General features: G+C 38.5%; 10 protein-coding genes. 6 read left to right on the top strand and 4 right to left on the bottom strand.

Annotated elements, in window-relative coordinates; genetic code table 11:
* Positions 1–43: 43 nt before the first annotated feature.
* Positions 44–1198 carry a ferredoxin reductase family protein gene (locus LBYS11_RS07685; protein ID WP_233732553.1) on the top strand — a complete coding sequence of 385 codons (1155 nt, stop codon included), beginning with the start codon at positions 44–46 and terminating at the stop codon, positions 1196–1198.
* A gap of 37 nt (positions 1199–1235) precedes the next feature.
* On the opposite strand, the gene LBYS11_RS07680 is transcribed toward LBYS11_RS07685, so the two are convergent.
* Positions 1236–3266 (bottom strand): methyl-accepting chemotaxis protein, encoded by a 2031-nt coding sequence (locus LBYS11_RS07680; protein WP_103117777.1) that lies wholly within the window; start codon positions 3264–3266, stop codon positions 1236–1238.
* 194 nt (positions 3267–3460) lie between these two features.
* On the opposite strand from LBYS11_RS07680, the gene LBYS11_RS07675 reads away from it, so the two are divergent.
* Together LBYS11_RS07675 and LBYS11_RS07670 are read left to right on the top strand one after the other, a co-directional pair.
* Positions 3461–4087 carry a nitroreductase family protein gene (locus LBYS11_RS07675; RefSeq protein WP_054550798.1) on the top strand — a complete coding sequence of 209 codons (627 nt, stop codon included), beginning with the start codon at positions 3461–3463 and terminating at the stop codon, positions 4085–4087.
* Positions 4088–4437: 350 nt separating this feature from the next.
* Positions 4438–4935, top strand: a complete 498-nt coding sequence (locus tag LBYS11_RS07670; protein ID WP_004269361.1) for a hypothetical protein — start codon at positions 4438–4440, stop codon at positions 4933–4935.
* Between the two features lie 28 nt (positions 4936–4963).
* Here LBYS11_RS07670 and LBYS11_RS07665 read toward each other — a convergent pair whose 3' ends face one another.
* Entirely contained in the window at positions 4964–6013 is a 1050-nt protein-coding gene (locus LBYS11_RS07665) for a DUF1835 domain-containing protein (RefSeq protein ID WP_103117776.1), read from the bottom strand.
* Positions 6014–6154: 141 nt separating this feature from the next.
* Here LBYS11_RS07665 and LBYS11_RS07660 point away from each other — a divergent pair, with 141 nt between their 5' ends.
* The gene (locus tag LBYS11_RS07660) at positions 6155–7324 is read left to right on the top strand and encodes a pyridoxal-phosphate-dependent aminotransferase family protein (protein WP_103117775.1); all 1170 of its coding nucleotides are present in this window, start codon (positions 6155–6157) and stop codon (positions 7322–7324) included.
* Between the two features lie 284 nt (positions 7325–7608).
* Here the strand turns inward: LBYS11_RS07660 and LBYS11_RS07655 are convergent, their stop codons facing one another.
* A complete protein-coding gene (locus LBYS11_RS07655) occupies positions 7609–8937 on the bottom strand; it encodes a D-serine ammonia-lyase (RefSeq protein ID WP_103117774.1) in 1329 nt (442 codons plus the stop codon).
* Complete coding sequence (locus LBYS11_RS07650) at positions 8927–9400, bottom strand: YaiI/YqxD family protein (RefSeq protein ID WP_004269357.1); 474 nt, start codon at positions 9398–9400, stop codon at positions 8927–8929. The genes LBYS11_RS07655 and LBYS11_RS07650 overlap by 11 nt, the downstream gene beginning before the upstream one ends.
* Positions 9401–9575: 175 nt before the next feature.
* Between LBYS11_RS07650 and gdhA the strand changes: the two genes are divergently transcribed.
* Together gdhA and LBYS11_RS07640 are read left to right on the top strand one after the other, a co-directional pair.
* Positions 9576–10949, top strand: a complete 1374-nt coding sequence (gene gdhA, locus LBYS11_RS07645; protein ID WP_004269356.1) for an NADP-specific glutamate dehydrogenase — start codon at positions 9576–9578, stop codon at positions 10947–10949.
* Positions 10950–11166: 217 nt separating this feature from the next.
* Complete coding sequence (locus LBYS11_RS07640) at positions 11167–11853, top strand: phosphoribosylaminoimidazolesuccinocarboxamide synthase (protein ID WP_004269355.1); 687 nt, start codon at positions 11167–11169, stop codon at positions 11851–11853.
* The last annotated feature ends 63 nt before the right edge of the window (positions 11854–11916 follow it).

Genomic DNA, 11916 nt, shown 5'->3' with positions numbered 1-11916 from the left:
CATTTTGTGTGGTAGTGCTTTGCTTTGGTATTTTAGCAAACCGATGGCACCGATTCATCCGTTGAACACACTTAGTCATGTCATTGGTGGCTTAGCCATAACTTGTTTATTTCTTGTATTCTTATTAGCTACACGAATAAAAATGTTAGAGCAATGGTTTGGTGGTCTTGAGCATGTCTATTTTTATCATAAATTACTAGCAATCCTTTCACTTGTATTGATTCTTATTCACGGGCAATTACAAAAAATGATTCCTGATGAAGAGCTAACGCAACAAACACCACTCAACGAATTCGCAAAAGATCTTGGCGAGCTTGCTCAATACGGCTTTATCTTCCTAATCATTCTTGCCTTTATTGCAAAATTCCTGAAGTACGAGCATTGGCGCTGGCTTCATCGCTTATTACTTGTACCCTATACATTGGGTATTTATCATGCTTATTTTTCTAGCAACTATGATTTATTACAACCCTCAGCTTTAGGGATTTTTACAGCATTAACAACTACAATTGGATTTATGTCAGCCCTTTATATGCTGACAATGTATCAGGATATGTTCTTTCCCTATAAAGGTCAGATTTCATCCATTCAAAGGCTGACTCCTGAGATATTGGAAATTAAGTTGAAGCTTACAAAACAGCTGGATTATCGACCAGGACAATTTCTCTTTCTGAAAGTCTTTCAAGAGGGTATCGAAAAAGCACCACATCCCTTCTCTATTTCTGGAGGGTGTGGACAACAAATCAATCTTACAATGAAAGCTATTGGAGATTATACCAAACAGGTCTACAACCTTATTCAGGTTCATACAGAGGTTGCTGTAGATGGCCCCTATGGTCATTTTGACTTCGGCAAGGGGAATGCACAGCAGCTATGGATTGCAGGTGGTATGGGCATCACCCCATTTCTTGCCTATTTACACACGCAGCCTGATAAGAAAATTGACTTATATTATTCTTTTCACGGGCAAGACAATGTCATCTACAAAGATTTTTTAGAGGATTATGCACAAGCAAATGACCATTTTAATGTCACATTTATTGATACAACACAGCGCAATAGACTCTCTGTTAATGAGTTATCCGTTTCTCCACAAACTAGTATTTATATATGTGGACCAGAAAAAATGATCAAGCATTTCAAATCGGCTGCACCTAAGAAAAATGTAAAATGGGAAGCTTTTTCATTTAGATCTTAAAAAGGTGTACACCTAAATCTAGATGTACACCTTAGCACTAAATCGTGAATTTAGTTGCTTCTTCTTGCAGATTTTGAGCAAGTTGCGCTAATTGCTCTGAGGCTACAGACATCTCATTCATTGTCGATGCCTGCTCCTCCGTGATGGCCGATACATTTAATGTATGATCATTTGTTGCAAGTGCCTGTTTGCTAATTTCCTGTACTTTTTCGGTTACTGCCTGCAACTTTTCAAAAGCATCAGATGTCGTTTTGCTTGTCTTTTGCATGGTGTTTTGGAGACCTTCAGTTGCACTGGCAATTGTATCGAAGGTCATGCCTGCCTGTTGAACAGAGCCAATGCCTTGATGAGCTATTTTTCGACTTTGCTCCATCATCTCTACCGCGTCATTCATTTGTTCCTGAATCGTCTGCACAACCTTTGCAATATCTAACGAAGCACGGCTAGTTTGTTCAGCCAGTGCTTTAACCTCTCCTGCAACAACGGCAAAGCCTTTCCCTGCTTCCCCTGCTCGTGCTGCCTCAATGGCAGCATTAAGTGATAGTAAATTAGTTTGGTCGGTAATAGCCGAAATGAGCTGACTCATCTGCTCTATTTGAATCGAATGCTCCTTCAACCCATTCACCAGATTGGCACTACTGTCAACCTGTGCATGTAGGTGGACAATATCATTCACGAAACCATGTATTTTTTGTGATCCGCCAGTAGCGAGTTCAGAGGTTTTTTGTGATTGTTGGACAGCTTCATGTAAATCGTCCATGGCGGTCTTCATATCCCCACCTAGTTGTGTTGTTACACCCTCTAACTCCCCACTCACCTGTTGTTGTGAACTCGTATTTTCTGCCACCTCTTGCATAGAAATCGCAACTTCTGTGACAGTTTTATTGACCTCTTGCACACTTGCCGTTAATTCCTCTGCAGTAGAAGCAACTGTCTCGGTTTCAGCTACAATGCGCTGCATCATCGAACCTAATGCTTCCACAGAGTCATTATAATACTGCGCCATTTCACCAAATTCGTCCTTCGTATGAACGGCCATTTGTTGCGTTAAATCACCTGTAGCAAGATAGCCTAAATGAGTATTCATTGTTTTCACTTCCCCACGGATATAACGAGCAAGGAAATAAATACTAATTGCGATAAGTAAAATTAGAACGACACTGATCACGATTTGCTGTTGAAGCATTGCCTGTATTTCGCCGTAAAGCTCAGTTGTCGGAACCAGTAAAACTAACTTCCACGGCATATCTTGTATTTGCATAAATTGTAAGGTAAAATCACTACCCTGACTGCTTGTATGTATTAACTTTTTTTGATCAGAAATCTGCTCCACAGGCATGTTCAACAACTGCTGGATCGTTTCTTTATTCACTTTATTTACATCAGGGTGCGTTAAAATTTTGCCACTATCATCAATTATAAATGCATAACCACTCTCTCGAATTTTCACGTCAGAAACAATGGATTGAATTGAATCTAATACATAATCCCCTGTAATAACGCCAATGGGCTTAGAATCTTTGACAATTTGTGTACCAAATGAGATAAACATTTCCCCAAGAGCTTCATCAAAATAAGGTGCAGTATGAACTACCTTATTAGATTGGATACTATTGCGATACCATTCTTGCTCGTGAAAATGATAGGCAGGATCTTCATAAGCATCCGTAGAGACAATTTTTTCTTCTTCCTTATAGGCATAAGGCCCGAAAATCTCTCCTTTTGCCACATCCTCCTCTAGCCATAATCCCATACCATACGTTTCCTTATTGAAAGGCAATAGCTGCTGTACGTAGCGAATAAATTGCTCTCTGGTCATCATACTGTCAGCCGATTCTATTGTTGTCTTTGCACTATTTATGAGCTGAATGTGTGCATGCAATTTGCTCTCAACGGAACCTGCAACATCATCCGCTAGTATAGACATTTCATTTTCAATAGAGCTTTCAAGTTCATTGGATACGTTCAAATAGTTAAGGAAGGTCATACCACCTAAAAAAACAGTGATGACAGGAATAAGCATTGCGATTTTTGCCATAATATTTAAATTTCCTAATAGCTTTTTCATTCACCTTCACTCCATATCTATTATTATTGCTCTATTCCATCTCTAGTATAAATGGATTATACGTACAAAAATATGTTTTTTTTGTAACTTTTAAATCCTAGTTTCAAGACTCTTTAATTCGAGCAATTTACTTGGAAAATGAATTCATTTATCGTATAGTAAAAAACGCATCATACCATGAAGGAGACAAAATAATGACAGTGACAAAAAGTTCTTTAACTAAAGTTATGCACGAGCGTAAATCCGTTCGTAAATACGATGAAAATTTTAAAATACCGCAGCAACAATTAGAAGAATTACTTGTAGAAGCAACGTCTGCTCCATCGTCTAGTAACCTACAGCCTTGGCGCTTTTTAGTAATTCAGGATGAAGCGGTCAAAAAAGAGCTACGTGCTATTGCCAATAACCAAGAACAAGTAGAAACTTCCTCAGCAATTATTGCCGTTTTAGGTGATACAAAGATGTACGAAAATGCCGAGGCCATCTATACAAAGAACTTCGAGCTTGGCTATATCAATGAGGCAACAAAAGATTTAATGATTAACAACTCAATCAATCTATATTCTCAACTTCCCCAAGAAGTGTTAAAAAATATCGTTACATTTGATGCTGGTCTAATTTCCATGCAAATCATGCTACTAGCTAAAGACATGGGCTATGATACAGTGCCAATGGGTGGATTTAATAAAGAAGCCTTTGCTCAACGCTTTGAATTAGCTGACCATATCGTCCCAGTTATTTTAATTGCCATTGGTAAGGCAGCCGCACCTGCTTACAATTCTTCCCGCATTGAACTTGAGCACATCGCCAAATTCATTTAATACACGTGAAAATAGTCATCTTACAATGTAGTTAAGATGGCTATTTTTATTTTTTGTGGCATTTCTTGTGCAACTACCATCATAGGATAGTAATGTTTTTGTACGTAATTTTTGAAATTAATAAAACGGAAAATGATTCTCAAAAACTAGCATAATAATGTTCCCGAGGATATTTTTTGCATTTTTATCACAAGGCACTCAAAAAATCATCATTAAAGTCTTAAATAATCAACTTCATTCTAGTACATTTGTGCGATTTCTACTAAATATTACATCTAAATTGTTGTAGCTTTAACATTTGAGGATTGTTATGATTAGGAGGTATTTTCATATGAAGGGAGGTTTTTCTGATGAATTATGACTATAATGATTCTTATTATTACTCAGATTTAGATGCAGCCATGGGTGGTTTATTTTTTATCTTTATACTAGCCGCTCTTGCTATTGGTTTAATTGCCTACATTATTAGTGCACTTATTTATTTTATGACATCTAAAACAAATGGTTTTGGAGATGTAGCCTATATTGCTTGGATTCCCATTATTAATGTATATAGTCTCTTCCTGCTGACAGCTGGTGGGGATACTCGAGAAACAATACGTGCAACAGCTTTAAAAAATACCCTTATTTATGCAGGATTGATCATTGTTTCGTTTATTCCATTTATCGGTATTCTGGCTTCTTTAGGAGCGGCAGGCTTTACACTGTATTTCACGTATCGCCTATTCTACCGCTGGTGTGGCGAAACAGGTAAGGCAGTATTATACACAATCTTAATGGTAATAACAGGTGGATTGTTCTTTGCCATCTACGGCTTAATGCGTATGAACAGACCTTTCGTTGCTTAATTGTTTAAAACCTCTTTATGCCCTTAGGCTAAAGAGGTTTTTTACGTAATTTCACAGAGTAATGGTGCATGGATTTAGGAATTCCCTTTAATTCAAAAACCCCGCTATATACTAAATAGCGAATTCTATATTCTAAAAAGAAGATATTTGGGGGGGCATCCATTCTTGTTAATAGCTCTGAGATGAATTCACCTGTTTGTATAAAATCAGTACCCCCTTGCTCCTTATGAAGTTGTTCCATCGTTGACATAATCAAATTATCATAATAGTTCTCTTGGACTGCTTCAATTTGTCGATGTAGCCATAGACGACAAACATCCTTTGTCTGTGCTAAACTTTCCCACTGTTGCTGAAAAATTAGACGCTCCTTTGCGGACATTCGCTTTATATCATACATTTCCATGTTCCATTGATGGTTGATAGCCCGCTGTTCACCTGTGTTGATAAGAACAACTTCATTGGCTTTATCACGTAATAAATAGAGTAGAAATCTAATACCACACTGTTCTTCTGCATTGTACCCACACCAAATGTAAATCTGCAGGTTGCTTGGAATATCCTGTATCTCTCTGATTGTGTTCATTAATTTATTTCGGTTTACAAAATCATCCATTCCATCATTAATATTTTCTCTTAGCCACTCATCACGGAATGCCTGTCCTCTTTTTTCATCGAGTTTCCACAAAGGTCCAATCGACAAATCCTCTGGAAACCCGATCACATATTTCGGTGGAGCAAGTGTCGCTCGTAAGGAGCCTGCTGCAGATTCCGAGCAAACAATATGTACCATCTGTGCTGAAGCAGTAGTTATGACCTGCTGAATATAATCATTAATAATTTCTACCAACTGATAGAGCTCTTCCTGCCCCATAAAGAAAGACCATCCCTGCTGAGGTGTGCTTTGTTCATGATGAAATGCTGTAAAAGATTCAGATGGCTCAAGCTCATACCCCTGCCATTCCCCCTCCCTCATCACCTCTGCTATTGTGATATACTCTAACGCTTGAATTCTATATACTAGCACCTGGTTTGTGTCGTAGAAGAAATAGATAAATGGATAATGCATGGATGTTTCCATTCGCACTGCCTCCTTTTTAAAAATTGTACCACAATGACAATCTCTTCCATCATTTTTCAAAAAAGTAGTTAGCTAGCACCATAAATATGCTATTATTATAGTTAGAAAATTTTGAATTTCTAGCAAAGGGGATAAATGAATATGTATGAAAATATTTTAAGACATCCGGGGCCAACACCGATTCCAAAAAAGGTACAGCTTGCGATGAATCGGGATATTTTTAGTCATCGTAGTCAGGAATTTGTAGAATTATACCGAGAAACAATTGAATTAGTAAAGCCTGTTTTCGGTACGACACAGGACATCTTACTTTTACCTTCGGGTGGGACAGCCGCGCTTGAGGCTGCAGCTGTTAATACTGTATCTGCTGGTGAAGAGGTTGTCGTCATCACAGTTGGAGCTTTTGGCGACTATTTCGTTTCAATCTGTGAGCAATATGGCTTCCATGTACATAAGCTCGAAAAAGAATGGGGACAGGCTTGTACAGCCGAAGAGCTTCGAGCATTTTTACAGCCATTACAAACTATTAAAGCCGTTTTTGTGACGTACAATGAAACATCCACAGGTATTTTAAACCCTGTTGCTGAACTAGCTCAGGTGATCCGTGAAGAAACAGATGCCCTCGTTATCGTTGATGGTGTAAGCTGTATTGGTGGCGTTCCTGCTGAAATGGATGCTTGGGGCATTGATATTCTGGTGACAGGCTCTCAAAAAGCCATGATGCTCCCACCTGGACTCTCTCTTGTCAGCGTAAGCGAAAGAGCTTGGGAAGTCATTGAAGAAAATCAAACACCTGCTTATTACTTAAATCTTCAAAGCTATCGTAGCTGGGCGGAAAAGGGCATGACTCCTAATACACCTGCTATCACACTGATTTATGGACTGCATGAGGTGTGTAAGTTAATCGAACAGGAAGGTGGCTTTACGCAAACAGTTGCCCGACATGACCTCATGAAAAACATGGTGCGAAATGCAATGAAAGCATTACACATGGAGCTATTAACTGAAGATCAATACGCTTCTCCAACAATTACAGCAATTAAAACACCTCAAGGAATTGATCTTGGTGAATTTTTGACGCATCTTAAGCAACACTATCATTTAGATTTCGCAGGCGGTCTAGGTCAACTACAGGGTAAAATTTTTAGATTCGGCCATATGGGCTATTGTTTCCCAAGTGACATTTTACAAGCCGTTTCCCTACTTGAGGCTGCCCTACAAGATTTCTCCTATGATTTCGAACCAGGAGCAGGCGTCCTTGCCGCACAAGAAGTATACTTAGTCGCACAACGTAAAGCACTACAACGTTAAACAGCAAAAACAGGTGGAGAAAAATGACTCCACCTGTTTTTTAATTTGATTTTGTTTCTACTAAACTTGAAATTGCGTTACGCGTTTGTGGACGCTAATCTAAGCGGGTTGCTTCACTTTTTGAGAGCTTAAGACCCCTGTTTGAGCGGATCCACACATTTTGTGAGCGCTTTGGTCTCCTATTGGAGCGGGTCATCTCACTATTCGAATGCTTTACTGCATGCTCGAGCGGGATATCACTAATAGAGGTCGAGCTTCCATCCAAACCTAGCTTCACATCGTCTTTAATTAAATTCCTTGGCCTTTGCTAAATAAGCAGCTCGCATCGTAGATGGGACCATACTACCGCCAGTTGCCCATACAAGATGTGTGGCTTGTGGTAGATGGTTTACTAATGCGTTCTTTTCTAGATAGGATTGACCTTGTTGTAATAAACGAATGGCTCCATACATTCCTGCGTGTGCAGATGGCTCTAAAAATAAACCTTCACTTTCCATCGCTAATCCCAGAGATGTAAACAGCTCTTCATCTGATACAGTATAGCAACCACTTATATACGTCTCCATCACTTTTCCTACAAATTTGGAGGCACGACCAACGGCTAACCCATCCGCTTCTGTTCGATTGTCAAGGCCAATATCTTCTACACTAATTGTATCATGTAAGCCTGTCATCAGCCCGATCGTCATACAAGGAGAAGCGACAGGTTCTGCAAAGAAAATATGCACATGCTCACCGTAAATTTCTTTTAATCCATAGGCAACACCACCTGGTCCTCCACCTACGCCACATGGTAAATAGACGAACAATGGATGTGCTTCATCCACTGAAATATTCGTCCTTTCTAGCTGTTCCTTTAAACGCTTGGCAGCTACGGCATAGCCAGCAAATAAATCCTTAGAATTTTCATCATCAATAAAATGACATTTTGGATCTTGCTCAGCTTCCTGTCGCCCCTGCTCAACAGCTACACTGTAATCAGCTTCATATTCAATCACTGTCGCACCCTTTTCACGCAGTAAGGCTTTTTTCCACTCCTTGGCATCACTCGACATATGTACAACGACATTAAAGCCGAGCTTCTTGCCCATAATGCCGATACTTAATCCTAAATTCCCCGTAGAGCCTACTGCAATCGTATATTGTTGGAAGAACGACTGAAATTCTTCTGTTGCTAAAATTGCATAATCATCCACTTCTTTAAGTCTTCCACTTGCCAAAGCTAGCCTTTCTGCATGTTTTAATACCTCATAAATTCCTCCACGTGCTTTGATCGAGCCAGAGATCGGTAATGCATGATCACATTTTAAAAGCAATTGGCCGGGAATCGCCACATCATATGCTTGTTCAATAGCACTTTTCATTGCAGGAATTTCCTTAATCGTTGATTCAATTAAACCATCACTTTCTAGAAGCTCTGGAAATGCTACTTTTAAATAAGAAGAAAAACGTTGTAATGTTGCTTCCGCATCATCCACTTCAGCCATAGTAAAGAGCGTTGTTTCAGGATTTTTCATCCAATTTGTATTTTCCCACAATACAGTAGCCTTTTTTGCTAGTTCGTTCAACTGCGGATATTGTTCGAATAGTTCGTGTTTATGTTCATTTTTCACCTGTAGATTCCTCCAGTTTATGGGCTAAAATTGCTCGTTCACAAATTTGTCGAAATTTCATTTCAAACGAAATATTGTTTTCTTGTGTTCTTTTTTTAGGTCCCTTTGTTCGTCCACCTGCCCTTCTAATTTTTTGACCAACATGCCGCATATCGAGCAAACGTTCGATGTTTTCATTAGACATTTCTCGTCCATTTTGATCAATCGGATACCCTCCTCGTGCTAAAACCATGGCTGCTAATCCGTAATCCTGTGTAATAACAATATCGTGTTTTGAAAGCGCGTTCACTAGCGTAAAATCAACCGAATCTGGACCTTTGGGTACAATAATTGTTATTACATTATCACGTTCAACACGATGTGATGTATCGCAAAACAAGATAGTTTCTATCTCAAACTCAGATGATATAGATAGCGCTAAATCCACTACTGGACAGGCATCAGCGTCTATAAGAACCTTCACAATAAGGCATCATTCCTTTCTCGTAATTAGATGAATCACTTAGAACTAAATTATTTTAATATAATTTTAAAACAACCTCTCTTGCTCAATTTTTCACAAACTTTAAAAGTATTTTATTGAATAGTTTGAAAAATAGATATACGATACATCTATCAACTAAATGGGGGTTTTATTTATGACAATTACAACTGTTAGCAATGAACAATTAGCAAAAGAATACGTAGATGGCGTATTTGAGCAACTTAAACAACAGAATAGTCATCAAGCGGAATTTTTACAAGCAGCTGAAGAAATTTTCATCTCATTAGTACCTGTATTCGCGCAACATCCTGAATATATTAAGGCCAATATTTTATCTCGTATTGTGGAGCCAGATCGTATTATTTCTTTCCGTGTAGCATGGCAAGATGATAACAATCAAGTGCAAGTGAATCGTGGCTATCGTGTACAATACAGCAATGTCATGGGCCCATATAAAGGCGGTCTTCGCTTCCATCCTTCCGTAAATGAATCCATCATTAAGTTCCTAGGCTTTGAGCAAATCTTTAAAAATGCTTTAACAGGGCAACCTATCGGTGGTGGTAAAGGTGGTTCAAACTTTGATCCGAAAGGTAAATCAGATTCAGAAATTATGCGTTTCTGCCAAGCATTCATGACTGAATTATACCGTCATATTGGTCCAGATGTCGATGTTCCTGCTGGTGATATTGGCGTAGGTGCTCGTGAAGTAGGTTATTTATGGGGTCAATATAAGCGTTTAACAAAAGCAAATGAATCAGGTGTATTAACTGGTAAGACTCCTGGCTACGGTGGCTCTTTAGCACGTAAAGAAGCAACTGGTTACGGTACTGTTTATTTTGTGAACGAAATGCTAAAGGATGCAAATGACTCATTCGAAGGAAAAACAGTAGTTGTTTCTGGATCTGGTAATGTGTCTACGTATGCGATTGAAAAAGCGCAACAGTATGGTGCCAAAGTGGTTGCTTGCTCGGACTCTTCAGGCTATATCTACGATCCAGAGGGCTTAGATTTAGATGCTATCAAAGAAATTAAAGAAGTAAAAGGTGACCGTATCTCAACTTACGTTAATTACCGACCAAATGCTACTTTTACAGAAGGTTGTACAGGAATTTGGACGATTCCTTGTGATATTGCCCTACCATGTGCTACGCAAAATGAAATTAACGGTGAGTCAGCTCGTACATTAATTTCGAATGGTGTGAAAGCAATCGGTGAAGGTGCTAATATGCCATCAGACCTTGAAGCAATCAATGAATTCCTAGAGGCAGGCGTATTATTTGGTCCAGCAAAAGCAGCGAATGCTGGTGGAGTTGCGGTATCTGCTCTTGAAATGGCACAAGATTCTAGTCGCGTATTTTGGTCATTTGAAGAAGTAGATGCGAAACTTCATCAAATTATGAAAAATATTTATACAGACAGCAAAGCGGCAGCAGAAAAATATGGCTTCCCAGGTAACCTAGTAGTTGGTGCAAACATTGCTGGCTTTATCAAAGTAGCAGATGGAATGCTTACTGAAGGCGTCTATTAATAACCTTCTATTTTCAATGTTTCCTAGGATTTGATTTCGGAATATTCTTAATTTCAACCGAGGTGGTAACGAACATTCGTTATCACCTTATTTTTTATTTGCAATTCCGTTATAAAACATCAAAATAAACGTTTTAAACGAACATTTTTATCATTAAATATTTAGAACATTCGTGTTATAATTTTAGAGTACTATGAAAAATATTGGAGGGTTTTTTGTGGAATTATTGTATACAGGTAAAACAAAAAATGTGTTCAAATTAGAAGATGGTCATTATTTATTAAAATTTAAAGACGATGTTACAGGAGAAAACGGCGTGTTTGATCCAGGTGCAAATACTGTTGGTTTAACAATTGATGGGGCTGGCTTGGCTGGTTTACGTTTAACTTCTTATTTTTATTCAAAATTAAACGAACAAGGAGTTCCTACTCATTTCGTTGATGCTAACTTTGAAGATGCAACAATGACAGTAAAACCGGCAACTGTTTTCGGTAACGGTTTAGAAGTGATTTGCCGCTTTAAGGCAGTTGGTTCGTTCCTACGCCGTTATGGTGCCTATGTAAAGGAAGGACAAGATTTAGACTCCTTTGTAGAAGTAACAATCAAAGATGATGATCGTTTAGATCCTCCAATTTCTGAAGATGCTTTAGCGATGTTAAACCTGTTAACTCATGAAGAATACGCCATTTTAAAACAACGTACAATTGAAATTTCCAAATTTGTAGCGGCAGAGCTTGCTAAAAAAGGCTTAACGCTTTATGACATTAAATTAGAATTCGGCCGCGATGCGAAAACGAATGAAATTTTATTAATCGATGAAATTTCAGGCGGTAATATGCGTGCTTACAAAGGTGATCAGTATATTGAGCCGTTAGAACTTGAGAAAATTATGTTAGCTGAATAATAGAAACAACCCTAAAAAGAGTCGACAATTACGACTCTTTTTTTATGTGTGGGCTTATTTTTA

The sequence above is a fragment of the Lysinibacillus sp. YS11 genome, assembly GCF_002896375.1.
In the GTDB taxonomy this organism is placed as follows: domain Bacteria; phylum Bacillota; class Bacilli; order Bacillales_A; family Planococcaceae; genus Lysinibacillus; species Lysinibacillus capsici.
This window is presented reverse-complemented; position numbering and strand designations above follow the sequence as displayed.

Bases quoted from the DNA above. Each gene is read 5' to 3' on its own strand.
- LBYS11_RS07660 (WP_103117775.1), top strand. From the start codon at position 6,155: ATGTATGAAAATATTTTAAGACATCCGGGGCCAACACCGATTCCAAAA.
- LBYS11_RS07670 (WP_004269361.1), top strand. From the start codon at position 4,438: ATGAATTATGACTATAATGATTCTTATTATTACTCAGATTTAGATGCA.
- LBYS11_RS07665 (WP_103117776.1), bottom strand. From the start codon at position 6,013: ATGGAAACATCCATGCATTATCCATTTATCTATTTCTTCTACGACACA.
- gdhA (WP_004269356.1), top strand. From the start codon at position 9,576: ATGACAATTACAACTGTTAGCAATGAACAATTAGCAAAAGAATACGTA.
- LBYS11_RS07685 (WP_233732553.1), top strand. From the start codon at position 44: ATGGCACCGATTCATCCGTTGAACACACTTAGTCATGTCATTGGTGGC.
- LBYS11_RS07680 (WP_103117777.1), bottom strand. From the start codon at position 3,266: ATGAAAAAGCTATTAGGAAATTTAAATATTATGGCAAAAATCGCAATG.
- LBYS11_RS07675 (WP_054550798.1), top strand. From the start codon at position 3,461: ATGACAGTGACAAAAAGTTCTTTAACTAAAGTTATGCACGAGCGTAAA.